The following is a 24,357-nucleotide window of genomic DNA, read 5'->3' on the forward strand; positions in this document are numbered from 1 at the left end:
ACCCGCCGTCTGGCTGCACGAATTCGCACGCTCGGGACTTATTGACAGCGGGGTTCACCGAGGATCATGGCGAAAATCGCGTACGAAGGCCCGGACGGAACGGCGTCCGAGGAGGTGGCAGCAGAAAACATCACCGACTCGGGGAAGGTACAGGGCGTTCGCCTCAGACTCGAGGACGGGAGCTTCATCCACCTGCCGTACACCCGCCTGTACTGGATTCGGATGAGCGAGGAGGAAGGGCGGGTGGATTACACGTCGGCGTAGCCGGCGGTGTCGGTTCGGCGGTCGGCTGGCCGAGTGCGGCGACGAAACGTGCGAGCGGCGGAACGGTCCCTCGAGTTCAGGGCGTCATGACCACCTTGATGCAGTCGTCCTCTTTGTTGTTGAACGTCTCGTACATCGCCGGGCCGTCCTCGAGTCCTACCTGATGGGTGATGACAAAGGAGGGGTCGATCTCGCCACCCTCGATTTTGTCCAGGAGCGGGTTCAGATAGCGCTGGACGTGGGTCTGGCCGGTCTTGATCGTCAGGGCCTTGTTCATCACCGATCCGAACGGGAGGTTATCCGAGCGGCCGAGGTAGACGCCGGGGACCGAGAGTGTGCCGCCCTTCCGGCAGCACTTGATCGCCTGCCGGAGCACGTGGGGCCGGTCGTCCTCGAGTCGCGCCTCCTGTTTCGCTTGGTCGGCGATGCCGGTGACGCCGGTCCCGTGTGCCTCCGTTCCGACCGCATCGATACAGCGATCCGGTCCGCGTCCGCCGGTCATGTCCATCAGGCGGTCGTAGACATCGTCGTTCTCGAAATCGATTATCTCCGCGTTTCCGTGGTCCATCGCCATCTCGAGTCGCTCCGGGACGCGGTCGATGGCAATCACCCGGTCCGCGCCGAGCATCCACGCGCTCTGGATGGCGAACTGCCCGACGGGTCCACAGCCCCAGACCGCGACCGTGTCGTTTTCCTCGATGTCCGCGTTCTCGGCGGCCATATACCCCGTCGGGAAGATGTCCGAGAGGAACAGCACCTGCTCGTCCGGCAGGTCGGACTCGATTGTGATCGGCCCGACGTCGGCGTAGGGTACCCGCAGGTACTCCGCCTGCCCGCCGGCGTAGCCGCCCAGCATATGGGAGAAACCGAGTAGGCCGGCCGGCGAGTGCCCCATCATTTTACTCGCCATCTCGGCGTTCGGGTTCGAGTTATCACAGAGCGAGTACAGCTCGTTCTCGCAGAACCAACACGAGCCACAGCTGATCGTAAAGGGGACGACGACGCGGTCGCCAACCTCGAGGGTCTCGACCTCGCTGCCGACCTCGATCACCTCGCCCATCGGCTCGTGGCCGAGCACGTCGCCCTCCCGCATGCCGGGCATGTAGCCGTTGTAAAGGTGAAGGTCGGAGCCGCAGATGGCGGTCGCCGTAACCTCGATGATTGCGTCGGTCGGATTGACGATCTCGGGCTCGGGAACGTCGTCGATGCGAACGTCCTGTTCGCCGTGCCAAGTGAGCGCTCTCATTGGTCCCTCCCGTCGTTCTCGGTTCGCGTCGATTCGACTGATTTAGCCGCGAGAGTGCCGTCCATTGTCGAATCCTCGGGACTATGCCACACGAAATAACGCACTAAAGATAGCCCCTGCTTTTGCAACGACACCTGTTGATATTTACACAGTTCTGGAGACACATGTGGGGGTCGCCTTCCTGTCGGTGACTCCAAATGCTGTCGGTGTTTTCGGCTCGAGCAGCTACCAGATCACGACCGTCGGGACTCGAGCGCGCCGATCTCGAGCCGACCCACTGCGGCTGGGACGGCGAAGATACCCGCGACGAGGATCGCATACAGCACCGCGAGAAGCGGTTCGATCGGCGCGACGGCCGATTCGAGCGTTTGAACGGCGGCCACGAACGATCCACCGAGGACGACGAGCGTGACCAACACGCCGGCCGCGAGCAGCGCCCGCGGCTCCCGTGTCCGATCGAACGCCGAGACGAGGCCGCCGTAGACGACGACCGCCGCGAACGCGTGCCCGCTGGGGAAGCCGTACCCCTCGCGTTCGCTCTCGAGGAGGTGTTTTTCCGTGTCATATGAGATCACTGGACAGTCCTTTGTGATTACGCAGTCTGTCGGAATAGGTTCGATACCTAAATCTCACGGTGTCGCTGTCACTCATCTACCGCGAGCGCCGGTGGGGGCGATCGCCCGACTAGCCCGCTACTGCCGCGCCCACTCGAGCATCCGCTTGTAGACGGGATCGGACGCCAACGCCGACGAGTCGCCAACGAGCACCAGCGCGCGCTTTGGCCGCGTCAGGGCGACGTTGATCCGCCGGTAGTCCTCGAAGATCGGCCCCTCGAGCGAGCCGGTCGCGGTAAAGGAGACGATGATGACCTCCTGGCTCGAGCCCTGAAAGCGGTCGACGGTGTCGACGGCCACGTCGTCGGGGACGTGGGTCGAGATCTCCGAGACCTGCGCTCGGAAGGGGGCGATGACGCCGATTTCGGACCGCTCGAGCCCGGCGGCCTCGTACGTTTCGATCAGTTCGGCGATCCGTGTGGCCTCCTCGCTGTCGGTGTACTGGCTCCGGTCGCCCTCGACATCGACGAAGGAGACGGGATCTTGCAGTGTCTCGGGAAGCCCGTCGCGGGAGACGCCCTCGAGGTCGTCCAGATTCCGGCTCGCGACCTCGGGCGTCGCCGGCCGAAGCTGGCCGTCGTAGAACTCGGTCGAGGCGAAGACCTGAATGCGCTGGTTCATTCGGTACTGCCGATCGAGCATCACGCCGGCCTCGGGGTGGAGATCGACGAGCCGCTCGAACAGCGACTCGGTGAGGTCGTTCTCGGCCCGGACGACCGGCGGGAGCTGCTCGTGGTCGCCCACGAGGACGAACCGCTCGGCCAAATTGATCGCCGCGCAGGTCCCCGGCTCCGTGAGCTGGGCGGCCTCGTCGACCAGCGCCGCGTCGAACTGCTGTTCTTTCATGATCCGCGAGCCGCAGGTCGACGTCGTCGCCGCGACCACCTGCGCGTTCTGTAACTTCGCGACGCGGTCCTCGGGGTCGCCGGCCCGCTCGAGGCGGTAGGGCTCCATGTCGTCGCGGATCCCGCTCTCGGAGCCGACCCGAACCACGCGATCCTCATCGATCACGCCCTCGAGTTGCTCGAGTAAGGCCTCTAAGGCGTTGTCCACGGCGCGATTCGTAAAGGCCGACAGTAGAACGCGCTCGCCGCGTTCGACCATCGCGCGGATGGCGCGAGCGATGGTGTAGGTCTTGCCGGTGCCCGGCGGGCCGTGGATCAGCGCGCAGTCTTCGGCACCGACGGCCTTCGTCACGGCCTCGTTCTGGCGGTCGTTGTTACCGATGAACGTCTCATCGATCTCGCTGAACTCGGGCTCTGCACGCCCGAACAGGACGTCCTTGCGCCGCTCGTCGCCTTTCAGGAGCGCGTCGTGCATCGCGACGAGCAGGCGGTCGGTCGTCAGTTCGGAGGGGTAGACGTCAAGCCGGGTGACCTCGACCGGCTCGTCGGCCGTGATCACGATCTCGTCATCCAATCGCTCGATTCGAGCGAGTTCGGAGTTCCCGCGGACGGGGTCGCCGTCGCTGGCCAGCACCAGATCACCCTCCCGGAGCTTCGAGTTCGCACCGCCCGTATTGTGTGCGCTGAGCTCCCACCGGCCGCCCTCGAGGGGCCGCTTTTCGACGAACTCGAGGTCGATCAGCGCGCGGTCGTCGTCGGCCCGCTCCTCGGCGGTCTGTTCCCAGAGTTTGGCGTACTCGCGGTGGACCTCGCGGCGCTCCTCCTCGATCGCCCGATAGAAGCGATCGAAGTACTCGAGTTCCTCGTCGGGGAGGGATTGGCCGATCTGACCGGCCTTGGACTCCTGATCGAGTCGTCCGGAGACGACCATGCAGGTGTCCTGCTCGAAGCAGTACTCGCACTTCGCGTCGGCTTCGTACCCCGTCGGAATCTCGCCACTCATCTCCTTTGCCGCGATCTCGTTCCGGAGACGGACGACGTACTTCAGGAGTCCGTCGCCCATCGAGAACTCCTTTGCAGGGGTCAGATCTCCGGTCTCCTCGTTGCGGTCCAGCGCCGAGTTCTTCGTGTAGAGCAGCGTCCCGATGTCGACGTCGCCGCCGTGTTCCTCGAGCAAGAGCGCGTAGCAGGCGGCCTGAACCTTGTCCTTGAACCGCGGCTCCTTCTTGAGGTTCTTGCCGGTCTTGAGCTCGACCGGCGCACCCCGCCGAACGGCGTCGGCCCGGCCACGAATCCCGAACGTCTCGCTGATGAGCAACTGCTCGGAACGCCAGCTATCTTCCTCCGTCAGCCTCCCTTGCTCGAGCCAGCCCTCGATCGCTTTAGCGTTCTCCCGGATCTCCTCTTTGACGGCCTCGGGGGTCTCGCCTAGCAGCCCCAACTGGAGGCCTCGCTCATCGACGCGGGCGTCGATGGATTCCTCGAGATCGCGCCCCCGGAGCAGGTCGCCGAACACCTCGTGGACGAGGGTCCCTTTCACGACGGGGTAGTTCAGCGGGACCCCGGAGAGCTTGTTCAGGTAGTAGAGCCGGGGACACTCCACCCAGTTGCGGATCGAGGTGACGCTGACGAGGAAGGATGGCTCGACGACGACGTAGGACTCGCCGGTCGTCGCGTACTGCAACTCGCCCTGATACTCCTCTTCTTTTGCGTTCGTCACGAGCAATTCCATCCCGGGCTCGAGCAACTCGGCCGACTCGGTCCACTTGTTCCAGAGCGTCACCGTCATCATCTCGCGGCCGTCCGCGACGGCCGCTGTCCCGCCGTCGCTGCGTGTTGGCGCGGCGTCGGCGGGCTCGTCGCCGTCGGTCGCGAGCCGGATCGGGACCTCCGCGAGGTCGCTCTCGCCGTAGCTCGTCGACACCGACCGCACCTCGACCTCGTCCGCGACGGTTCCGCGTACGTGCACAGCTACCGTCACGAGCGAGCGATCAAAAACGCTATCGGTCGCAGTACTGCAGCGCCTCGCAGGCTATCCGTGTTCGTCCGATCGCTCGTTTCGAGTCAGTCCGTCTCGATGCCCGAGCCCGGTAAAACGCGATTACGACCGCTCTCAGTGTCCCTCGCGTCGCCGCCGTGACTGGAACGGGCGCGCCGCTTTTGGGATCCCGAATCCTACGCTCGGTGCTATGAGTGACCCGAACGGCGACGATCGCCGGACGAGAGACGAGCCGGGGAACCGAACCGACGCCGGCAGCGGAGACGACGGCCCGGTCAATCGGCCGGAGGAGGCGTCCGCCGACATCGACTCGGGAACCGGCGTCGGGGACGGGGAACGCGCCGGCGGGCGCGATCCGCGCGACGAGTCGACGCAGGTCGCAAGCGAGGAGCGACGGCGCAAGACTTCCGTCGTCAGCCTGCTCGTCGCCGTCCTCGGCGCGTGGGTCGCACTCTCGGTGGTGATCTTCGAGACCGCCGCAGCACCGCTGTGGAACAACGTGCTGGTCGGGCTCGTCGTCCTCGCCGCCGCCGGCTACAACTACTACCGGGTGGCAAACGACGTCCCGCTCAGTACCGGCATCGCGTCGCTGATCGCCGTCCTCGGAATCTGGCTGATCGTCTCGGCCGCGCTACTCGAGATGACCGGCGGTCTCTTCTGGAGTACCCTCGCGACCGGGCTCTTGATCGCCGGACTCGCGGGGTACAACGCCTACGAGGCCCGCGACGCGCGGACCGTTGCGACCGAACCCGGCCCGGACGCTTAGGACCGCTCGGGCCCGTACTCGGTCTCGAGTCGGCGGACGCGGTGTTCGGCAGCGTGGTGACCCATCGCGACGACGGCGAACCCGACCATGATGCAGGCGAAGGCGATCGAGACGGCCGGCGAGACGCCGTTGACGTAACTATTGCATACCTGGCCGAGCGCCAGCGCAAGCGGTGCGAGCGTCAACAGCGAGCTTTTGGCCGGCGTCGCGCGAAACAGTTCGACGAGCGAGAGTGGTTGGCGGACGGACATGGGAAAGCGCTGGTTACGTTCCCTGACGGGGGAGCCATGGTATTCCTTTTGGTTCTAATCCGGTGTTTCGAGCCGTGAAAGTCCACTTACAGCGGCTTTCGATCCAATCGATACGTTCATTCTGCCCGCGGTCTAACCGCCACCCATGCGGATTCGCGAGTGGCAGGACGTACTCGAAGATGTCACGGAGCGGAACGTCGATCCGGAGGACTGGCGCGCGGTCGCCGGTGACCGTGCCGGCGGCGTCGGCGAAGACATGTACCTCGCACATCCCCGGGCCGGCGTCTTCTTCCTGAAAACGTACGCGAAGAACCCCTTCGAGGTTCGCGGCGTCGGCACGCGAGTCGCCCGCAGCCTCGACGACGAGATCGGCTCGTTCATGCCCGAACGGGACTCGGGCGGACGCTTCGCGGTTCAGTCCCCGCCCGAAGACGAAGACCAGGCCGAGACGGTCGGCAAGCGCCTCGAGACCGTCCTCGAGACCCACGCCGACGCGCCGACCCGGCCCCAGGACCTGTTTGACGACGTAATGGAGGCCATGGAGAGCCCCGCCTTCGGGCCGATGGAGTACGACCAGTACGACCGCCCCGACGAACTCGAGGACCTCGCCGAGCGCTTCGACGAGGCCGACGAGTTGCTGAACGCGGAACTCGAGGACCTGATCGAGACCGACGAGGTCGACCGCGGTTTCATGTGAACCGAAGTTTTTACGCCTCGGGTTCGCCACAGGCGCCCCTTCTCTGCTCGCGGGCCGAAGGCCCGCTCGCACGGCTCGAGGGACGCAAAGCGTCCCTCGGTGGGCGCAAAAACCGTCCTCAGAAATCGAAGATTTCTGATGGGCCCGCGAGAGCGGAGCTCTCGTGGACTTCGATGGAAAAGGCCGCCTCCGCGGGGCGTTGCCCCGCTCCGGCGGTGTCGTTCGAAAGAGCGCTCAGCGCTCTTTCGTGACTGAGCGAATCTGAGATTCGCGAGGTCCGCGAAGTCTTCGACTTCGCTTGATGCCGAGAGAGCAGCGCTCTCTCGTAGCAAATCGCTCACTCCGTTCGCGAATACTTGCGTGGCGTTCCGACGCTCGACGAGGGGACGGACCTTCTCGATCGAGTAACTCGAGTGCGCCTGCGACTGTCCGGTGGGTCTTTGCAACCGGACCCCGACAGACTCCATATGAGCGACCACGCCGAAGCCGTCGTCCGCGACTACTATAACGCACTCCGAGCCGGCGACCCGCTCGTCCCCTTCTTCCTCGCGGACGAGTCGACAGTCAAGTTCGGTATCAGCGAGTCCCTGTTCGGGGGTAGCGAGGTCGCCACAGCCCTCGAGGAACAGACGGAAACGACCGACGACTGGACGATCGAGAGCCGCAATCTCGTCGTCGAGGAACGAGCGACGTTCGCGACGGTTGCCGACGAGGTCGGGATGGCGTGGACGGACACCGAGAGCGGTGAGCGGCATCGATTCGACAGCCGCTGGAGCGCCACGCTGGTCCCGCGATCGGACGACGATTCGAGCGCGAGCGACTGGCGGTTCGCGACGATGCACGTCAGCGCTCCACACGAGCTATGAGCCGCGGTCGCGGCCCGGGTCGGGGCTCCTCGCGCTCGAGCGAGGCACCTGCTGGTTCCGGGCAGCTCAAAGCCGTTTTCGTGCTACTGGTCGGACTGTCGGGCGGCCTGATCGCGTTCCAGAACGACGCCTCACTGGCGGTGATCGGTGCGGCGATCGTTGGCGGGAGCGTCGCCGGTGGCGCGTTGCTCTGGTACCTGATTTGGATTACCACCGACTGAGAAAACTGCTCCAGTCCACAGCAGTGGCGCGCGCTGGACCGCGACGAGCGGCTAGCGAGTCGTGGTCTAAACCTGCGCGAGGGATGAGTGAGTGACTGAAAGGAACGAACGAATCGGCTGGGGAGGACGTGGCGATTCCCTGTTACCGCGATCGCAGGACGCTCGTCTCCTCCCGTGCCAGTCTCCCTCGATCGAACCTTCGAGTCGGAAAATGACCCGCACGAGCGATAAATTCTCGAGAACAGACCGATTTAGCGGTCGACGCGCTGGATCCACGTCCCCGGCGCGTCGAGTTCGTCGTGGCTGGGAAGGTTCTCGGGTTGCTCCCAGACGAGACTCGCCGTCTCGAGGTCGCGGACGGCGACGACGTGTTCGAAGAAGTTCTTCCCGCGCTCGTACTGGCGCTCTTTGAGCCCGAGGCCGAGCAGCCGGCGGAAGAGCTTTTGGAGCGGTCCGCGACCCTGCCGGCGCTCGTCGAGTTTGCGGCGCAGATCCTCGTACTCCTCGTCGAAGGCGTGGTCCATCAGGAGTTCGGCGTAACCCTCGACGACGGTCATCGCGGCGTCGAGATCGCGGAACGCCTCGCGGTCGAACGACCCCTCCGAGAGCGTCGCGATCCCGTCTTCCATGCGGGACTCGAGGTGGTCCGAGAGCCACGGCGCGGCCCCGAACTCGGCGGCGTGAGTCACCTCGTGGAAGGCGATCCAGCGACGGAATCGGTCAGCGTCGACGTCGAGTTTCGCCGCGGCGTTGAGGATGTTCGGGCGGACGAAGTACAGTGCGTGGTCGTTCGCGGGCGTGTCGGCGAGCAAGAGCGGGTCGTACTGTCCGAGGACGTTCCGCCCGAGGAATGAGAGCAGGACGGTCATCGTCCCCGTGTTGATCGTCCGGGCGACGCCGGGGAACGTGCCGGTGTGGGTCTCGAGCGTGCCCATGACCCGCTCGAAGGTGGCGACGTTGGCGTCGATCCAGTGGTGGCGGTTCTGGATCTCGACGGTCTCTGGGACGTCGAACTCGGCTCCCGAAACGGCCCGTACCGCGGCCCTCGCGTCCCGAACGTCGCTGGCGTAGGCCTCGCGCTCCCCGGGCTCGAGATCGAGCGAGCCGGGGTCGGTCGCCGCCTTGGCGGCGTCGGCGGCCGACCGCCAGTCGATCGCGTCGTCACCGGACGCCCCGGCAACCGCCCGGGCGCTGCGATAGAGATTCACGGCTATCGGTACGGGAAGGACGCGCAAAAGCGTTCGGCTCGGTCCAGTTCGGTGCGACAGCCGGGTCAGTTGACGATGACGTCCGGTTCGTCCTCGGGCTCGAGTTCGGCTTCCTCGTCGTCGCCGCGGAACCGCTTGGCGGCGGCCGCGATGCCGACGAGGACGACCAGCGCGACCAGCGCGCCGACGGCGCTTTTACCCGTGCCGCCGGACTCGTCGTCTGCGGCCGCGCCCGCGTCGGGTTCCGTCTGGCTCTCGGTCTCGCGGTCTGCATCCGACTCCGTGCTCTCGATCGGCAGCGCCTTGCCGATCGATCCGAGCCCGAACTGCGTCTCGCCGTCGATGTGTAACTCTACGAGGGTGAATTTCTTGTCTCCCATGGGCGGACGCTCAACGAGTGCACACTTAGCCGTTTGGTTAGGTCTACGGTATTGACGTGTGTAGCGACACGTTACGGCGGCGGCCGTCTCGAGCGTTCGCCGTTACGGGCTCCGAAATCGCGGGAGGGCGATGTCGTTCCGTGTCAGAATCGGTCACGGGCCGAGCTACCGTCACACGTCCGATTGAAACGGCCTCGGACCGGTACGATTAAGTGTCCATCACCTGCGGTGTTGCGTATGAGTGGACGACCGCTGGACGTCCTCGAGGCGTCGCTCGGCGAACGCGTTTCGGTGCGACTCAAGAGTGGCGACGAGTACGTCGGCGACCTCGCCGGCTACGATCAACACATGAATCTGGTGCTCGAGGACGTGACGATTCCCGTCGAGGGCGGCGTCGAAGCGGAGACGCCGGTCGAAGACACAACCATTATACGCGGCGATAACGTCGTTTCGATCACTCCATGACTGGTGCAGGAACCCCGAGCCAAGGAAAGAAGAATAAGACGACGCACACGAAGTGTCGTCGCTGCGGAGAGAAATCCTATCACACGAAAAAGAAAGAGTGCTCGTCGTGTGGCTTCGGCAAGTCCGCCAAACGCCGCGGCTACGAGTGGCAGTCGAAAACCGGCGACAACTGAACGCTTCGGTCTTCTGTTCGATTCTGCCGGTTTCTCGAGTTTTCGCGTAGTACCTACTTTTCGACTCCCGGACTGTCCATCGGCCAGCCTCGATCACTGCTCACAGCGGCCCGGACTGCTGGGCGCGAGCCGCCGATGGACAGCCCTTAGTTCGACGCCGCGAAGGGTCGCGTATGGAAACGACAGACGCCTTCGCCGGCCTCGAGTGTGTCGACTGCGGGGCGATCGTCGACGCCGCCGCGTCCCAGCGGTGTCCGGACTGTGGCGGGTCGCTCGATCCGACCTACGACTACGACGCGATCGATCTCGATCGCGAGACGCTGGCCGCTCGGCCGTTCGACTCGCAGTGGCGCTACGCCGAACTGCTCCCCTTCGATCGCGAGTCGGCGGTGACGACGAACGAGGGCGCGACTCCGCTGGTCGACTGCCCGGAGCTGGCCGACGAACTCGGCGTCGAGCGCGTCTTCATCAAAGACGAGGGCCGGAACCCGACGGGCTCGAGTACGGACCGCGGCGCATCGGTGGCCGTCACCGCGGCCGCCCGGGACGGTGCGACCGACGTCGCCCTCCCCTCGCCGGGCAACAGCGGGCAGGCCGTTGCGGCCTACGCGGCTCGCGCGGGACTCGACTCCCACGCGTATCTTCCCTCCCGATCCGGCTTTACGAACAAGGCCATGGTCAACGTCCACGGCGGGGACATGAACGTCGTCGGGGGCCGCTACGGCGACGCCGCCGGCGCGTTCGAGGAAGGGCTCGACGAACACGACGACTGGTACTCGCTCCGGGCCGTCGACACGCCCTACCGCCACGAGGGCGCGAAGACGATAGCCTACGAAATCGCCGAGCAACTCGAGTGGGACGGTCCCGACGTGATCGCCTATCCGACGGGGGCGGGGACCGGGCTCGTGGGGCTCGCCAAGGGGGCACGGGAGCTGCGGGAACTCGATCTGATCGACGAACTACCGGCCCTCTACGCCGCGCAGGCGTCAGGCTGTGCGCCCATCGTCGAGGCGTTCGAGGACGACCGCGAGGAACACGACCCCGTCGACCACCCCGACACGATCTGTGGCGAACTCGAGATCCCGGACCCCGCTGCGAGCCCGCAGGTTCTCGACGCGATCCGCGAAACCGGCGGCGGCGCGGTCGCGACCGACGATCCGGACATCCTCGAGTCCGCCGTGCAGGTCGCGAAGTCGACGGGGCTTGAACTCATCCCGAGCGCGGCGGCGGCGGCCAGCGGGGCGTGGGAACTCGCCGAGCGCGGCACGTTCGACGGCGACGAGACGGTCGTCATCGTCAACACCGGCTCCGGCAACAAGGAGGCCGACGTGTTGCGCAGCCACCTGATGAGTCAGGGCGTCTGAGGGGAAAACACCGGGTAGTACACCCGAAGACAGCCGTCCGAACCGATAGCAGGGGTCCATGCCGCCCAGCGAGACCGAACGCTTTCACCGACAACGTCTTGACTGCGAGCCGAGTAGATCCGACGAGTACCAATGTGTGAACATTCACCAGAGTGTTCGAACGGGGACACCTGCCAGCTCGTCCTCGAGAACGGGCGGACTGGCCTCGAGACCGCCGAATACTACTGTAAGGCCCACCTCGTACTGCGGATCTGGGAAGTCGAGAACGACACCGCGCTCCGGGCCGTCAGCGCCGAACAACTGTAACGGCACGCGGATCGCTGCGGGCGTTCCGGTCGCGCGTCGACCGACCGCCCGAACCGGCCGGCCGCGGCCGAATTCGGCAGCGGTCAGACCGCCGCGCTGGCGCTCAAGTCCGAACCGGACGGCATTTCGGGCGAGCAAACCTCGAGACGGGGCCGTTCCGTAGCGTTTTTGCTGGTTGTCGGGAAACGGGGCGGTATGACTACCCCCTGGGACGAGTGGAATCATATTCTCAAGATCGATCCGGACAAGGAGTTACCCGAGGGCGTGACCTACGGCGATCTCTGTGCGACCGGCACCGACGCGATCGAAGTCGGCGGCACCATGGGCATCACCGAGGAGAACATGAGCGCTGTCATCGAGGCGTGTGCCGAACACGATGTGGCGCTCTATCAAGAACCGTCGAACCCCGAGGTCGTCCTCGAGGACGACGCGCTCGACGGGTACCTCATCCCGACGGTTTTCAACGCTGGCTCGCCGTTCTGGATCACCGAGGCCCACAAGGAGTGGGTCCGACTCGAGGGCGAACTCGACTGGGATCGGACGACGACGGAGGCCTACATCGTCATGAACCCCGAAGCCGACGTGGCGGAACTGACCGAGGCGAACTGCGACCTCGGCGCAGACGACGTCGGCGCGTACGCAACCGTCGCCGAGCACATGTTCGGCCAGGAAATCGTCTACGTCGAGTACTCCGGCACCCTCGGCGACGAGGCGGTCGTCGAGGCCGCTGCCGAAGCCACCGACGAGTCGACGCTGTTCTACGGTGGCGGCATCCACGATTACGACTCCGCGTACTCGATGGCCCAGTACGCAGACGTCATCGTCGTCGGCGACCTCGCACACGACGAGGGAATCGAGGCGGTCCGCGAGACCGTCGCGGCGGCCAACGACGCCTGACGCGGTCGAACGTACTGTTCCGCTTTTCTACCACTTCGATTCGGCCGCATTCCGACAGCATGCACACTCGAGCGGCGTGGAGACGAGAGCAACGCGGCAACGACCGCTACTCGGCGACGAGCGCTCGCAGCCGCGGCAGCGCGTCCGTCACGTCCTCCCGAGAGACGATGTCGGCGATGTCGTCACACGGCGTCGACTCGAGGTTGACGATCCCCACCGTCGCACCGGTCGACGCGGCGAGTCGCGGCAGCGAGGCGGCCGGTTCGACGACGAGCGAGGAGCCGATCGCGAGGAAGACATCGCTTTCGCGCGCGAGCGACCGGGAGCGCTGGAGAACGGCACCCGGAAGCTGCTCACCGAAGAGGACGACATCGGGCTTGAAGACGCCGCCGCAGTCACAGGTCGGCGGCAGTTCTCCCTCGGCCGCGCGCTCGAAGATCCGCTCGCCGTCCCGGCGCTTCCCGCAGTCGGTACAGCGGACTCGCTGGGAATTGCCGTGGAGTTCGAGAACCGTCGCCTCACCGGCGTTCTCACCGTTGGTCTCCCCATCGCGGACCGACGCGGCCGCCTCGCCGTGTAACCCATCGGTGTTCTGGGTAAGAATCGCCGCGAGGTCGCCGTCCCGGCCCATCTCGGCCAGGGCCTCGTGGGCCGCGTTGGGTTCGAACTCGCCGTCGAACAGCTCCCGCTGGAGATCGACGCGATCCGCCCAGAACCCCGCCGGATCGCGCTGCAAGCGGCCGTAGGCGAACTGTCCCTCGTCGAATCGCTCCCAGACGCCGTCGTCGCCGCGGAACGTCGGCACGCCCGAGGGCGCGGAGATGCCCGCGCCGGTGAAGGCGACGACCGTCTCCGCGTCCCGTACCTCGTCTGCGAGTCGCTCGAGGTCGTCCATACCGACCGAGACCGCCGCGGGACCCAAAAAGCCGCGGACGGCGACGCGCGGTTGGTCGCTCTGTCAATCGGTCGACGGGTGTTGGGGGTGTGCTCGAGCGAGGCGTGGGGACCGCGAGCACGCGATAGCCCCGTCGATGGCGACTCCGAACGACTGCGCTTAAGTTCCGCCTGCGTGAATCGGGTGGTATGCAGGACAGAACCTACACTGCCGACGCCGAGCCGGGCGACGACGCGACGGTCGCCGGCTGGGTCCACGAGATCCGCGATCTCGGTGGCATCGCCTTCCTGATTCTCCGGGACACGAGCGGGAAGATCCAGATCAAGTTCGAGAAAGACGAGATGGACGAGGAGCTAGTCGAGACCGGTCTCGGCGTCTCCCGCGAGAGCGTCGTCAGGGTCTCCGGTGCGGTCGAGGAGGAACCGCGCGCGCCGACGGGCGTCGAGGTCACGCCCGAGTCCCTCGAGGTCATCGCGCCCGCGGACCCGGAACTGCCGCTCGACCCCTCCGAGAAGGTCGATGCCGACCTCTCGACGCGACTCGATAACCGTACGCTCGACCTGCGCAAGGAAGACGTTCAGACGATCTTCGAGATCCGTTCTGACGTGTTGCGTGCGGTCCGCGACCAGTTCCGCGAGTTCCGCTGTACAGAGATCAACACGCCGAAGATCGTCGCGACGGGGACCGAGGGCGGCACCGAACTGTTCCCGATCACCTACTTCGGCGAGGAGGCCTTCATGAACCAGTCGCCGCAGCTGTTCAAGCAGCTGATCGCGGGCTCGAACGTCGAGCGCGTCTTCGAGATCGGCCCGATCTTCCGCGCCGAGGAGCACAACACGCCCCGGCACCTCAACGAGGCCACCTCGATCGACTTCGAGGGCGCGTTCTGCGACCACGAAGACGCCATGGACGTCGCCGAGGGCATCGTCAAGTCCGCCTACGAGGCGGTCCAGGAGAACTTCGGCGACCAACTCGAGGACCTCGACATCGCCGATGACTTCGCAGTCCCCGAGGGCGACTTCCCGCGCATCAGCTACGAGGAAGCGCTCGAGCGCATCAACGCGACGGGCGAACTCGACGAGCAGCTCGTCTGGGGCGACGACCTCTCGACCCCGGCCGAGGAGGCCCTCGGACAGGACGTCGGCGGTCACTACTTCATCACGGACTGGCCCAGCGAGATCAAGCCGTTCTACATCAAGGATCACGACGACGACGCCGAACTCTCGACCGGCTTCGACCTGATGCACCCGCGCATGGAACTGGTTTCGGGCGGCCAGCGCGAGCACCGCCACGAGAAGCTCATCGAGGGCTTCGAGCAGCAGGGCCTCGATCCCGACCAGTTCGAGTACTACACCAAGATGTTCAAGTACGGCATGCCGCCCCACGCCGGCTTCGGCCTCGGCGGCGAGCGCCTGCTCATGACCATCCTCGGGCTGGACAACATTCGAGAGGCTGTGCTCTTCCCGAGAGATCGCCAGCGTCTGAGCCCATAGGCGAAGACGCTGGGAGCCAGCGAGACGAGCGAAGCGAAGTCTCGCAGGACCGGCAGCGACTCTCGCCGTAGGCGAGGTCGCTGTTCGTCGACCGGGAGCTCGTTGGACGAGCAGCGCGAGTCCAACGGTGTTCCCGCGAGATCGCCAACGTCTGAGTCCGTAGGACGAAGACGTTTGGAGCAAGCGAAACTCGTTTCACTCGTTTCGCGTGATCGTCAGCGTTTGTCGCCGTAAGCGACAACTCTGGGAGCCGGTGAGACGAGCGAAGTGAAGTCTCGCAAGACCGGCAGCGGCTGATACGGATTGCTGTACCGATTTACCGGCGCAACCGCGACCCGGGCGGCGGTTGTGCCGGAAATGACTTACAGTAAACCGTATGGGTCCGTAGGAAGAGGGCGTCTCTTTTCGAACGTCCCGTCTCGAAACCGAATCCGCCGTGGCGGACGGGAGCCATCAGCCGACCGACCGATCGCGGTTGGACCCAGGCACCGGTGCGCTACCACGACCGCTATAGTAGCTCTTGAAAGTCAATGCACACTCGATCGCAGGACAGCGTTGCGATCGGTGTGTAAATCATTTCAAGAGCTACTATAGCCGCCGTCGTCCGCGATGGCGGCGGCGAGGTCCGCTCCGACCGCCGAATCGCCGAGGAATCCGAGATGCGAGCTAACGCTGTCGGAGACGTCGATGTCGGTGTAGCCGTCGGGATCGCAGGGTGCTCCTTCGTTCCCGAGGGCGGTGTCGCCGAGACCGCCGTACGCCGAGCCGACGGTGCTGTCGTTTTCCGAGTGGTAGTTACGGATTTCGACGGCCCCGTCAGTGGCATCCGCCCAGATGCCGCCACAAACCGCCGAACCGTCGGCGGCGGCACCGAGGGCGGCGACAGTGTCGACCTCGTAGCCGGAGCTGATCTGCGTCGCCGCCCAGAGGACACAGCGCCCGCCCAGCGAGTGGCCGACGAGTCGGAGACTGCCGCCGCCGTCGTCGTCAAACTCCTCGATCAGATCGGCCGCGACCCCGCCGACGTCCTCCGTGTCGCTTTCGGCGCCGAAGTAGTTGGCCGTCGTCGCCGGCCACTCGAGGGCGACGGCCTGATCGGCTTCGTAGTCGGCGTCCTCGAGCGAGCCGAGGACATCCTCGGCCTGATCCACGACGGTCGTATCGCCGAACCAACCGTGGATGAAGACGAAGACCTCGTCGTCGACCGGCAGGCTCCCGTCGGCTTCCCAGCCGCCGAAGAGTCCGCTGTCGTCGATCTCGATCGTCTCGATGTCACTGAACCACTGTGCGGACGCCGAACCGGAGGCGGCCGCGAGTCCCGTCCCGGCGATTGCCGTCACGCCGGTCGCTTTCAGCACAGACCGTCTGGTTGATCCAGTCGATTCTCCGAACCGCCGTTGTGTACCGTTCTCATTGTCGTTGTCTGCCATAACGCATCGAAATAATGGATGGTAATACGCTAATTCGTTCTTCTTCAGTTCTGAATATAGTTATGTCGGGGTCCATTATATGTAAATAGTACAACCACAACGAGAGTTGCGGCGGTCGAACTCGTACCGACCGCTTCGATCAGTTTGCCTGCGACACGGACGGAGTGTCTTCGATCTCTCTGTCTGCCGTTTTGGGTCCGTCGTGCTGTCTGTGTGATTCCCTCTCCGATCGACGATGCAGAACTGGCGGCTGCGGAACGTTTTTTATTGATAATTGTGTAGGTGATTACCATGAAACGGGTGACCTACGTTGTCACTCCACATACTGGGTACTTCGATCCAACCGAGAAGTGGTGTCGCGAGAACGGCCTCCGATTCGAGGCGATCCACCAGCTCGGTCTCCTCGAGGATGGGACCGTCAAGGCCCTTCTCGAGGTGGCCGGAACGCCGTCACAGGTCCGGTCGAACGTTCCCGACGACCTCTCGCGACTCGTCGACCTCGAACTCAGTGCCGACGACGGACGATCGATGGTACAGCTTCGGTACGAGCTGACCGACCTCAATCGCCGGTTCATCGAGCCGTTCCGTACGTCCGGCGCGATCGTCCAGTACCCGATCGTGTACGTCGATCCGGACCGCTCGTCGCTTCGAATGACGATAACCGGCCCCGACGACGACGTTCAGGGACTCATCAAGAGCTACCGGGAACTCGCGGACCTCACCGTCGAGGCCGTCTCGAGTTCGTTGCCGTCGGTCGAGCAGCGGTACGACGGTCTTACCGAGCGCCAGCAAGAGGTGTTGGTGACGGCCTACGAGCACGGCTACTACGACGATCCGCGCGGTGCGACCTACGAAGAGATCGCAGCTGAGTTGGACTGTTCGGCGAGTTCTGTCGGACAGGTCCTCCGCCGGACCGAATCCACGCTCGTCTCGGCGACCGTCGCGAACCGGTTGCACGACTCGTCGTAATGTCGCCAACCGTCGTCCCCGATCCGCTTCACTCCGGGTTCTCGCCCGTCGTTCCGTACCCTCATCGCCGAGTGAGGAAATCTACAACGTTATATTGTTCGGGCCGAAAGCGGGGGCGTAATGCGCGAGGAGGCGACGGCGTTCGTCCCCGGACACGTCACGGGATTTTTCAGCGCACACCCGGACGACGATCCGACGAAAGCCGGCTCACGAGGGGCGGGACTGACGCTCACAGACGGTGTCGAAGTAACGGTCGAACCGGCGGAGGAATCGGCGATCGTCCTCGACGGAACCGAGATTGAGGTCGAGCCGGTGACGACCGTCCTCGAGACGCTCGAGGCGACCGCCCGCGTCGAAGCGACGTCTGAACTGCCACTTGGCGCTGGCTTCGGTGTTTCGGGAGCGATGGCATTGGGCACGGCGCTCGCGACGAACCGCGTGTTCGAGCGCAAGCTCTCGGAGAACGAACTCGTGACGATCGCTCACGGTGCCGAGGTACAAGCCGGGACGGGACTCGGCGACGTGGTCGCACAGGCACACGGCGGCGTTCCGATCCGCCTCGAGCCAGGCGGACCACAGGACAACAAGCTCGACGCGGTCCCGGCGCGGGCGCGTGTCGAATACATCTCGTTCGGCGAACTCTCGACGGCCGACGTGCTCTCGGGCGACACCGAGCAGCTCACGGCCGCCGGCAAGGAAGCGCTCTCCCGAGTCGTCGAGGAACCGACGCTGCTCTCCTTGATGTACGCTTCACGGCTGTTCGCACGCGATGCCGGCCTACTCACAGAGCGGGTCGCGGAGACGATCACCGAGGTGTCTGCCGTCGACGGGCAGGCATCGATGGCCATGCTCGGCGAAACCGTCTTCGCGCTCGGAACGGGGCTCTCGGATGCCGGCTACGAGCCGTCGGTCTGTGCGACGCATCCGGCCGGTGCGGTGTTGCGGTAGTTAAGTACCCCTAGTATCTATCAGCCGGTGTAGATATCTGTCGACAAATCGCCGGACAGCCGCCGGTCGGACTTGATTCAGCGATCGTCGTCGCGGACTGAAGCCGATCCGGTCCGTCGTCAACGTATTGATTCGCCACCGAGACAAACGAAAATAGTGAATATGAGGGCTCTATACGCCTATAGAGCGCTATTTTCGATCGTATCGACGTACTGCGAGAACCGGATCGATACCGAATAGCTCGTTCCGAACCTATATGACTGATTTCGTATGGGTAGCCAGAACTTTATTATGATTCGTTCAAGTTATCCGGTCAAGTTTGGCAATGGCATCACTGACTGACATTCACCAAAACCTGTTTCAACTGTACGAACACTACGTCGGCGAACCCGACTCGAGCAAGGACGTCTACGGCTATTGGCTGTTTATCGTCGGGTACGTTATCGGGGCCGCCGGCGTGGCGTCGTTCGTGATCGGCTACGCGGGCGAGGGGAATAATTATGCGCTGATCCGAATCTCGGGGGTGACGGCCGCAACGGGACTCGCGTTCTGTCTGTTCGGTATCGTGCTTATGCTGCCGGTGCGGCGGCGAGGGATTCAGGCGAGCGTCGTCGGACTGCTCATCGCGCTGGGTGGCGTCGGCTTTTTCGGCTGGGCGTATCCGTGGAACTGGCGGGAACTGGGAGTCGACTACAGCGTTCAGGTAATCTCCGTCTACACCCTTGGCGTCGGGATCATCGCTGGCGTGACCGCTCTCGTTCCCGTGCTCACGGGACAGAAAGGGATGTTCGTTGAGGAAGAGGGAACGACGGACGATCCGCCCATTCTCACCGGCGACGCGATGGAAGGGGCCCAGTTCGCCGTCTTCCGCGACGACAACGGCGACTGGAAGTGGCACGTGCTCCACCTCGAGGCGCTGGCCCAGAGCACGGAAAGCGCCGTGACGCGGCCGGACGCGACGGAGGGCATCGAACGCGTCCAGTCCCAGATCAGCTCCGCGGGGCTGATGGAACTGACGACCTCGGCGTTCCGGCTCTACGAGGACCGCGACGGGACGTGGCAGTGGACGCTCGCGCGCGACGACGGCAGCATCGTCGGCTCCTGTGCCGGCGAGTTCGATCGGCGCGACGGTGCCGAGGAGTCGGTGAGCTTCCTGAAAGACCGCGGTCCGGACGCCGACGTGATCGAAATCGAGGGAGCCGCGTTCACCTACGCCGAGAAGCGCGACCAGTGGCACTGGCAGCTCGTCGACGACGACCGAACGCCGCTCGCCTCGAGCGAGGACGGCCATTCCACACAGGAGCGAGCCGAGGAAGCCGCCCGCTCGTTCGCCGAACGGTTCGACCGCGCGCGAGTGCTCGACATCGAACACGTCGGCGTGGAACTCTGCGAGCGGGCCGACGGCTGGACGTGGCGGTTTGTCGACACCGACGACGAGGTCGTCGCGAGCAGTGCCGCCGACTTCGACTCCCGGCGCGACGCCGAGAAAGCGGCCGAAGCGTTGCTCCCGGCCCTCGAGTCGGCGTCGGTCACCGTTGCCGGCGAGCCGACGTACGAACTCTACGAGTCCGGCGAGGAGTGGCGCTACCGACTCATCGATGCGAACGAGCACGTCGTCGCGCGCGGTCCCGAGGGGACCGCCGAGCGCGACGCATCCGAGCGCTGGACCGAGCAGTTCGGCGACCATGCGCTCGAGTCGGATGTCGTCGAGATCGAGGACGCGGAGTACGAGGTCTACCCGGCCGACGCCGAGGTCGACACGGCCCCTGAGAACGCGCCGGGCGGCGAGGACGACGATCTTCCGACGCCGTTCGAGGAGCCCGAACCGGCCGCTGACGGCGGAACGGTTGCGGACGACGCACCGCCGGCCGACGACACCAGTCCGTGGCACTGGCGGCTCGTCACCGACGACCGCGAGGTCGTCGCCGCGAGTACCGAGCCACACGCCGACGCCGAGGCGGCGACGACGGCGATCGAACGCGTCCGCGAGCAGGCCAGCGAGGCCGAACTCATCGAGTTCGAGAACGCCGCCTTCCAGGTCTACGAGGCCGATTCCGGCGAATGGCGCTGGCGGCTCATCGACGAGGACGGCAACGTACTGGCCGACAGCGGCGAAGAACACACCTCCCGCGGCGAGGCCGCCGAAGCGATGATGACGCTCAAAGAGCAGGCTCCCAACGCCGAACTGCTCGAAATCGAGACCGCGGCGTTCGAGCTGTTCGTCAACGAGGACGACGAGTGGGGCTGGCGGCTCATCGACGAGGCCGGGAAACTCGTCGCCGAGGACCCGGCGACCCACCCGACTCGCGGTGCCGCACGACAGGCGATGAACCGCCTGCTCGAGTACCTCGACTCCGACGTTCGGACGATGGACCGGGCGATCTTCCAGACCTACGCCACCGAGGACTGGCACTGGCGCTTCGTCATGCCGTCCGGCGTGACCGTGGCTGTCGACGGCGAGGCGTACCCGACTCGCGACGAACTGGTCGACAGCCTCGACGACGTTCGCAACGCCGCCGCATCGGCCGGCCGCTACACGATCGGTGACGTGTCCGTCCAGCTCTACGGCACCGACGAGTGGCGTTTCCGACTGCTCGATCGCGACCGCGAGGAGATCGCCGACTCGAGCGTCTCCTATGCCGACCGCGGGGCCGCGATGGCCGCCGTCGACGAACTGCAGGCAAACGCGACCGACGCGCCGATCTTCGCGATCGACGAGGCCGCGATCCGACTCGACGGCTCGGACGACTGGTCGTGGGAACTCGTCGACCGCGATCGCGAAGTGATCGCCAACGGGGTCGGCACCGCCGCGAGCAAGGCCGACCTGCTCGACACGATCGAGGAGGTCCGCCAGCTTGCGCCGATGGCCGGCCGGGTCGACTTCGATGTCGCCTCCTTCGAACTCGTCGCCGACGAAGACGACCGCTGGCAGTGGCGGCTCATCGACGAGGACGGCCGGACCGTCGCGACCGGCTCCGAGACCCACGAGACGGCCGACGACGCACGCGCGGCCCTCGAGGACGTTCGCGGCCTGATCGAGTCGGCGAGCATCCTCGAGATCGACAGCGTCTCGTTCGAACTCCACACCGCCGAGGACGGCTGGGTCTGGCAGCTGATCGACGAGTACGGGACGACGATGGCCGAGAGTACCCAGACCTACGAGAGCCGGACCGATGCCCGCGAGGCGATGAACGACGTGAAGGCACAGGCCCCCGAGGGCTGGATCACGTTCACGGAGTAACCGTCTCCGGCCAGTATCGACGGCTATCAATCGGCTTTTTTATCGACCGACCCGAATCACGCTCGTGAGCGACTACGACAGCGTCTCCGCCGACGTCGAGCACGAGGAGGAGATCCCGGAGGACCATCCGCGATATCAGGACCTGCTCACCCGCCACCGGATCGAGGCGGGCGTCGAGAAGGGGATCACGCACCTGCAGGGGATGCACGCCGAGGGCCGGGGCAGCGCGTTCGACTACCTGCTGGGCGAGGAGACGATCCCGAGCGCCGACGACGCCGAACGAGCCGCCGCGGCCCACCTCCTGCTCGCCGAGCGGCCGGTGCTCTCGATCAACGGCAACGTCGCCGCGTTGGTCCCCGGCGAGATGGCCGAACTCGCCGACGCCACGGGTGCCGCTCTCGAGGTCAACCTCTTCAACCGCACCCCAGAGCGGATCGAGGCCATCGCCGACCACCTGCGCAAACACGGGGCCGAGTCGGTCAAGGGCCTCGAGGCCGACGCTCGGATTCCGAACCTCGATCACAAGCGGGCGAAGGTCGACGCCGACGGCATCTACGCGGCCGATGTCGTACTCGTGCCACTGGAGGACGGCGACCGCGCCGAGGCGTTAGACGAGATGGGTAAGACCGAGATCGTGATCGACCTCAACCCGCTGTCACGCTCGCCGCAGGTCGCCGACGTGCCGATCGTGGACAACATCATTCGCGCGGTGCCGAACATCACCGACCACGCCCGCGAGTTGGCCGACGCCGACGAAGCCGACCTTCGAGAGATCGTCGAGGCCTTCGACCGGGACCGAGCGCTCGAGGAAGCGGAGGAACGGATTCGATCGGGCGACCTCTGATCGGTCGCGCTCTCGCTCGGCCGACTCAGAACTTCTCCGTGATCGTCGGCGAGACCGAATCGCGCGCGTCGTCGCGCTCGATGACCGGCGACTGCTCGCCGCCATCGACGAACGGCAGCTTCGATTTGATCGCGGCGACTGGCTCTTCGAGCCGGTAGTACGACAGCCAGAGCCGCTCGCTTAGCCGCCGCGCAAGCGAGTGGTCGATCTCGTAGTCGATCCCCGATCCGTACTCGAGTTCGTCGCCATCGACGAGCCAGCGGCGGGCCAGCGCGACACCCGTCTCGGCGTCGTAGCCGCGGGCGAGGTAGTGTCTGTAGGGGTGGCGGATCCACGAGCACTCCCAGTGAGCATAGACGTCGACGCCCGACTCGTTCTCGAGGTCGTGGAGGACGATGTGTAACTGCTCGTCGGCCAGCAGCGACGGCCGCCACACCCACGAGCCCTCGGCGGTGTTGCCGTCCATGCGGACCTTGAGCGCGGCGATCGGGTTCCGCGAGAAGCCCGCCCGCTCGAGGATGTCCTCGAGGGTCGCCTCCGAGCAGCGGGCCGTAAGCACGTACTCGTCGGCGGTCGTGTGACTGATCGCGTAGCCGCCGAAGGTCCCCCGCAGAAGGAAGTGGAGCTGTGGCAGGGTACTGCGCCGGACCGCGTTGACGGCGTCCTCACTGTCGATCATCGATCGCCGAGCCTACGCCGACCGCCCGTATGAGTGTTCGGGCGGAGCCTGCGGCGATCGCCTCGTGCCGGCAGCGCAGTGCAGTCCGACCGCCTTTCAGGAGGTATAAATTCCTCCTCCGGTTTCCCTTCCACATGGACGCCTACGAGTTACTCACGCGAAACGCCGAGGAGGTCGTCACCGACGAGGAGATCCGCGACCTCGCGGAGGATCCCGAGGGCAAGCGGGCCTACGTCGGCTACGAACCCTCCGGCGTCCTCCATCTGGGGCATCTCCTGACCGCGAACAAGCTCATCGACCTGCAGGAAGCGGGCATGGACGTCGTCATCCTGCTGGCGGACGTCCACGCCTACCTCAACGACAAGGGGTCCTTCGACGAGATCCAGGAGACCGCCGAGCAGATGAAAGCGCAGTTCCTCGCCTACGGCCTCGACGAGGCCCAGACCGAGTTCGTCTACGGCTCGGAGTTCCAACTCGACGAGGAGTACGTCCTCGACCTGCATACTCTCGAGGTCGATACGACGATGAACCGCGCCCAGCGCGCGATGGCCGAGATACAGGGCGACGAGACGGCCAAGGTGAGCCATCTCGTCTACCCGCTGATGCAGACCTTGGACATCGAGTACCTCGATCTGGATCTGGCCGTCGGTGGCTTGGACCAGCGCAAGGTTCACATGCTCGCCCGCGAGAAACTGCCGGCAGTCGACTACGAGGTCCGCCCCGCCCTCCATACGCCTATCGTCGCCGACCTCACCAGCGGCGAGGGGAAGATGTCCTCGAGCGAGGGCGTCACCATCTCGATGGAGGACTCGACCGACGAACTCGAGGAGAAGGTCAACTCGGCGTACTGTCCGCCGACCCGCGATCCGGAAGAGGACGACGAGGGCAACGAACGCGAGAATCCCGTCCTCGAACTCTTCGAGTACCACGTCTTCCCGCGGTTCGACGAGATCGTCGTCGAGCGTCCCGAGAAGTACGGCGGCGATCTGACCTACGAGGCGTACGAGGCCCTCGCCGACGACCTCGAGTCGGGCGAACTCCACCCCGCCGACGCGAAGGGGACCCTCGCGACCTACCTCGACGAACTGATCGCACCCGGCCGCGAGAAGCTGCGCGAGATCCGCGGCTAATCGTCTCCGCGTAGTGATGGCGGCCGACATCAACATAGCCCCGCAGACACGGATCGATCGAATGAACACGCGGGACCTCGACTGGGCGCAACGGACATCGCTGATCGCGGCGGTCGGCGGCGGCCGCCGATCAGCCGATTGAAGTGTGCGCGACTCCCTTACGAGT

General features: G+C 65.3%; 24 protein-coding genes and 1 pseudogene. 16 read left to right on the top strand and 9 right to left on the bottom strand.

Annotation, left to right across the window (positions count from 1 at the left end; translation table 11 throughout):
• Positions 1 to 66 precede the first annotated feature (66 nt).
• Positions 67 to 264, top strand: coding sequence for a hypothetical protein (locus ACJYUO_RS09185; protein ID WP_494345074.1), 198 nt, complete (start codon positions 67 to 69; stop codon positions 262 to 264).
• Between the two features lie 76 nt (positions 265 to 340).
• On the opposite strand, the gene ACJYUO_RS09190 is transcribed toward ACJYUO_RS09185, so the two are convergent.
• From ACJYUO_RS09190 to ACJYUO_RS09200, 3 genes and pseudogenes are all read right to left on the bottom strand, one after another.
• Positions 341 to 1,510 carry a zinc-dependent alcohol dehydrogenase gene (locus tag ACJYUO_RS09190; RefSeq protein ID WP_494345075.1) on the bottom strand — a complete coding sequence of 390 codons (1,170 nt, stop codon included), beginning with the start codon at positions 1,508 to 1,510 and terminating at the stop codon, positions 341 to 343.
• A 233-nt stretch (positions 1,511 to 1,743) separates the two neighbouring features.
• Positions 1,744 to 2,067: pseudogene (locus tag ACJYUO_RS09195) on the bottom strand (hypothetical protein); the annotation flags it as partial.
• Positions 2,068 to 2,202: 135 nt separating this feature from the next.
• Entirely contained in the window at positions 2,203 to 4,938 is a 2,736-nt protein-coding gene (locus ACJYUO_RS09200) for an AAA domain-containing protein (RefSeq protein ID WP_494345076.1), read from the bottom strand.
• A 220-nt stretch (positions 4,939 to 5,158) separates the two neighbouring features.
• Between ACJYUO_RS09200 and ACJYUO_RS09205 the strand changes: the two genes are divergently transcribed.
• The gene (locus tag ACJYUO_RS09205; RefSeq protein WP_494345077.1) at positions 5,159 to 5,734 is read left to right on the top strand and encodes an SPW repeat protein; all 576 of its coding nucleotides are present in this window, start codon (positions 5,159 to 5,161) and stop codon (positions 5,732 to 5,734) included.
• On the opposite strand, the gene ACJYUO_RS09210 is transcribed toward ACJYUO_RS09205, so the two are convergent.
• Positions 5,731 to 5,985, bottom strand: a complete 255-nt coding sequence (locus ACJYUO_RS09210; protein ID WP_494345078.1) for a hypothetical protein — start codon at positions 5,983 to 5,985, stop codon at positions 5,731 to 5,733. The two genes, ACJYUO_RS09205 and ACJYUO_RS09210, sit on opposite strands and share 4 nt — an antisense overlap.
• A gap of 145 nt (positions 5,986 to 6,130) precedes the next feature.
• On the opposite strand from ACJYUO_RS09210, the gene ACJYUO_RS09215 reads away from it, so the two are divergent.
• From ACJYUO_RS09215 to ACJYUO_RS09225, 3 genes are all read left to right on the top strand, one after another.
• Positions 6,131 to 6,682 carry a hypothetical protein gene (locus ACJYUO_RS09215; protein ID WP_494345079.1) on the top strand — a complete coding sequence of 184 codons (552 nt, stop codon included), beginning with the start codon at positions 6,131 to 6,133 and terminating at the stop codon, positions 6,680 to 6,682.
• A 467-nt stretch (positions 6,683 to 7,149) separates the two neighbouring features.
• The gene (locus tag ACJYUO_RS09220; RefSeq protein WP_494345080.1) at positions 7,150 to 7,548 is read left to right on the top strand and encodes a nuclear transport factor 2 family protein; all 399 of its coding nucleotides are present in this window, start codon (positions 7,150 to 7,152) and stop codon (positions 7,546 to 7,548) included.
• Positions 7,545 to 7,769 (top strand): DUF8527 family protein, encoded by a 225-nt coding sequence (locus ACJYUO_RS09225; RefSeq protein ID WP_494345081.1) that lies wholly within the window; start codon positions 7,545 to 7,547, stop codon positions 7,767 to 7,769. The genes ACJYUO_RS09220 and ACJYUO_RS09225 overlap by 4 nt, the downstream gene beginning before the upstream one ends.
• 251 nt (positions 7,770 to 8,020) lie before the next feature.
• On the opposite strand, the gene ACJYUO_RS09230 is transcribed toward ACJYUO_RS09225, so the two are convergent.
• Positions 8,021 to 8,977 carry a zinc-dependent metalloprotease gene (locus ACJYUO_RS09230; protein WP_494345082.1) on the bottom strand — a complete coding sequence of 319 codons (957 nt, stop codon included), beginning with the start codon at positions 8,975 to 8,977 and terminating at the stop codon, positions 8,021 to 8,023.
• Between the two features lie 65 nt (positions 8,978 to 9,042).
• Positions 9,043 to 9,357, bottom strand: coding sequence for a hypothetical protein (locus ACJYUO_RS09235; RefSeq protein ID WP_494345083.1), 315 nt, complete (start codon positions 9,355 to 9,357; stop codon positions 9,043 to 9,045).
• Positions 9,358 to 9,594: 237 nt separating this feature from the next.
• Here ACJYUO_RS09235 and ACJYUO_RS09240 point away from each other — a divergent pair, with 237 nt between their 5' ends.
• The 5 genes from ACJYUO_RS09240 to ACJYUO_RS09260 all read left to right on the top strand — a co-directional run bounded on the left by ACJYUO_RS09240 (position 9,595) and on the right by ACJYUO_RS09260 (position 12,562).
• Complete coding sequence (locus ACJYUO_RS09240; RefSeq protein ID WP_494345084.1) at positions 9,595 to 9,822, top strand: LSM domain-containing protein; 228 nt, start codon at positions 9,595 to 9,597, stop codon at positions 9,820 to 9,822.
• Positions 9,819 to 9,995, top strand: a complete 177-nt coding sequence (locus tag ACJYUO_RS09245) for a 50S ribosomal protein L37e (RefSeq protein WP_006186041.1) — start codon at positions 9,819 to 9,821, stop codon at positions 9,993 to 9,995. The genes ACJYUO_RS09240 and ACJYUO_RS09245 overlap by 4 nt, the downstream gene beginning before the upstream one ends.
• Before the next feature lie 173 nt (positions 9,996 to 10,168).
• Positions 10,169 to 11,359, top strand: a complete 1,191-nt coding sequence (locus tag ACJYUO_RS09250) for a threonine synthase (protein WP_494345085.1) — start codon at positions 10,169 to 10,171, stop codon at positions 11,357 to 11,359.
• A 132-nt stretch (positions 11,360 to 11,491) separates the two neighbouring features.
• Complete coding sequence (locus ACJYUO_RS09255) at positions 11,492 to 11,665, top strand: hypothetical protein (protein WP_494345086.1); 174 nt, start codon at positions 11,492 to 11,494, stop codon at positions 11,663 to 11,665.
• Between the two features lie 195 nt (positions 11,666 to 11,860).
• Positions 11,861 to 12,562 carry a phosphoglycerol geranylgeranyltransferase gene (locus tag ACJYUO_RS09260; protein WP_494345087.1) on the top strand — a complete coding sequence of 234 codons (702 nt, stop codon included), beginning with the start codon at positions 11,861 to 11,863 and terminating at the stop codon, positions 12,560 to 12,562.
• A 106-nt stretch (positions 12,563 to 12,668) separates the two neighbouring features.
• On the opposite strand, the gene ACJYUO_RS09265 is transcribed toward ACJYUO_RS09260, so the two are convergent.
• Positions 12,669 to 13,457, bottom strand: coding sequence for an SIR2 family NAD-dependent protein deacylase (locus ACJYUO_RS09265; protein ID WP_494345088.1), 789 nt, complete (start codon positions 13,455 to 13,457; stop codon positions 12,669 to 12,671).
• Positions 13,458 to 13,645: 188 nt separating this feature from the next.
• Here ACJYUO_RS09265 and aspS point away from each other — a divergent pair, with 188 nt between their 5' ends.
• Positions 13,646 to 14,950 carry an aspartate--tRNA(Asn) ligase gene (aspS, locus tag ACJYUO_RS09270; protein WP_494345089.1) on the top strand — a complete coding sequence of 435 codons (1,305 nt, stop codon included), beginning with the start codon at positions 13,646 to 13,648 and terminating at the stop codon, positions 14,948 to 14,950.
• A 578-nt stretch (positions 14,951 to 15,528) separates the two neighbouring features.
• Here the strand turns inward: aspS and ACJYUO_RS09275 are convergent.
• Positions 15,529 to 16,380, bottom strand: a complete 852-nt coding sequence (locus tag ACJYUO_RS09275) for an alpha/beta hydrolase family protein (protein WP_494345090.1) — start codon at positions 16,378 to 16,380, stop codon at positions 15,529 to 15,531.
• Between the two features lie 291 nt (positions 16,381 to 16,671).
• Here ACJYUO_RS09275 and ACJYUO_RS09280 point away from each other — a divergent pair, with 291 nt between their 5' ends.
• From ACJYUO_RS09280 to ACJYUO_RS09295, 4 genes are all read left to right on the top strand, one after another.
• Entirely contained in the window at positions 16,672 to 17,349 is a 678-nt protein-coding gene (locus tag ACJYUO_RS09280; protein ID WP_494345091.1) for a helix-turn-helix domain-containing protein, read from the top strand.
• A gap of 120 nt (positions 17,350 to 17,469) precedes the next feature.
• On the top strand, positions 17,470 to 18,297 hold the full coding sequence (locus ACJYUO_RS09285) for a pantoate kinase (RefSeq protein ID WP_494345092.1): 828 nt from the start codon (positions 17,470 to 17,472) through the stop codon (positions 18,295 to 18,297).
• 325 nt (positions 18,298 to 18,622) lie between these two features.
• Positions 18,623 to 21,538: a DUF1508 domain-containing protein gene (locus tag ACJYUO_RS09290; RefSeq protein ID WP_494345093.1), complete on the top strand. Its 2,916-nt coding sequence runs from the start codon at positions 18,623 to 18,625 to the stop codon at positions 21,536 to 21,538.
• A gap of 64 nt (positions 21,539 to 21,602) precedes the next feature.
• A complete protein-coding gene (locus ACJYUO_RS09295; protein ID WP_494345094.1) occupies positions 21,603 to 22,382 on the top strand; it encodes a 4-phosphopantoate--beta-alanine ligase in 780 nt (259 codons plus the stop codon).
• 25 nt (positions 22,383 to 22,407) lie between these two features.
• Here the strand turns inward: ACJYUO_RS09295 and ACJYUO_RS09300 are convergent, their stop codons facing one another.
• Positions 22,408 to 23,061: a hypothetical protein gene (locus tag ACJYUO_RS09300; protein WP_494345095.1), complete on the bottom strand. Its 654-nt coding sequence runs from the start codon at positions 23,059 to 23,061 to the stop codon at positions 22,408 to 22,410.
• A 134-nt stretch (positions 23,062 to 23,195) separates the two neighbouring features.
• Between ACJYUO_RS09300 and ACJYUO_RS09305 the strand changes: the two genes are divergently transcribed.
• Positions 23,196 to 24,191 carry a tyrosine--tRNA ligase gene (locus tag ACJYUO_RS09305; RefSeq protein WP_494345096.1) on the top strand — a complete coding sequence of 332 codons (996 nt, stop codon included), beginning with the start codon at positions 23,196 to 23,198 and terminating at the stop codon, positions 24,189 to 24,191.
• Positions 24,192 to 24,357: the final 166 nt, after the last annotated feature.

This window comes from Natrinema sp. CRL1 (assembly GCF_059162405.1).

Coding starts and splice junctions, on each gene's coding strand:
- ACJYUO_RS09185 (WP_494345074.1), top strand. CDS start 67: ATGGCGAAAATCGCGTACGAAGGCCCGGACGGAACGGCGTCCGAGGAG.
- ACJYUO_RS09190 (WP_494345075.1), bottom strand. CDS start 1,510: ATGAGAGCGCTCACTTGGCACGGCGAACAGGACGTTCGCATCGACGAC.
- ACJYUO_RS09205 (WP_494345077.1), top strand. CDS start 5,159: ATGAGTGACCCGAACGGCGACGATCGCCGGACGAGAGACGAGCCGGGG.
- ACJYUO_RS09210 (WP_494345078.1), bottom strand. CDS start 5,985: ATGTCCGTCCGCCAACCACTCTCGCTCGTCGAACTGTTTCGCGCGACG.
- ACJYUO_RS09215 (WP_494345079.1), top strand. CDS start 6,131: ATGCGGATTCGCGAGTGGCAGGACGTACTCGAAGATGTCACGGAGCGG.
- ACJYUO_RS09220 (WP_494345080.1), top strand. CDS start 7,150: ATGAGCGACCACGCCGAAGCCGTCGTCCGCGACTACTATAACGCACTC.
- ACJYUO_RS09225 (WP_494345081.1), top strand. CDS start 7,545: ATGAGCCGCGGTCGCGGCCCGGGTCGGGGCTCCTCGCGCTCGAGCGAG.
- ACJYUO_RS09235 (WP_494345083.1), bottom strand. CDS start 9,357: ATGGGAGACAAGAAATTCACCCTCGTAGAGTTACACATCGACGGCGAG.
- ACJYUO_RS09240 (WP_494345084.1), top strand. CDS start 9,595: ATGAGTGGACGACCGCTGGACGTCCTCGAGGCGTCGCTCGGCGAACGC.
- ACJYUO_RS09245 (WP_006186041.1), top strand. CDS start 9,819: ATGACTGGTGCAGGAACCCCGAGCCAAGGAAAGAAGAATAAGACGACG.
- ACJYUO_RS09250 (WP_494345085.1), top strand. CDS start 10,169: ATGGAAACGACAGACGCCTTCGCCGGCCTCGAGTGTGTCGACTGCGGG.
- ACJYUO_RS09255 (WP_494345086.1), top strand. CDS start 11,492: ATGTGTGAACATTCACCAGAGTGTTCGAACGGGGACACCTGCCAGCTC.
- ACJYUO_RS09260 (WP_494345087.1), top strand. CDS start 11,861: ATGACTACCCCCTGGGACGAGTGGAATCATATTCTCAAGATCGATCCG.
- ACJYUO_RS09265 (WP_494345088.1), bottom strand. CDS start 13,457: ATGGACGACCTCGAGCGACTCGCAGACGAGGTACGGGACGCGGAGACG.
- aspS (WP_494345089.1), top strand. CDS start 13,646: ATGCAGGACAGAACCTACACTGCCGACGCCGAGCCGGGCGACGACGCG.
- ACJYUO_RS09275 (WP_494345090.1), bottom strand. CDS start 16,380: ATGGCAGACAACGACAATGAGAACGGTACACAACGGCGGTTCGGAGAA.
- ACJYUO_RS09280 (WP_494345091.1), top strand. CDS start 16,672: ATGAAACGGGTGACCTACGTTGTCACTCCACATACTGGGTACTTCGAT.
- ACJYUO_RS09285 (WP_494345092.1), top strand. CDS start 17,470: ATGCGCGAGGAGGCGACGGCGTTCGTCCCCGGACACGTCACGGGATTT.
- ACJYUO_RS09290 (WP_494345093.1), top strand. CDS start 18,623: ATGGCATCACTGACTGACATTCACCAAAACCTGTTTCAACTGTACGAA.
- ACJYUO_RS09300 (WP_494345095.1), bottom strand. CDS start 23,061: ATGATCGACAGTGAGGACGCCGTCAACGCGGTCCGGCGCAGTACCCTG.
- ACJYUO_RS09305 (WP_494345096.1), top strand. CDS start 23,196: ATGGACGCCTACGAGTTACTCACGCGAAACGCCGAGGAGGTCGTCACC.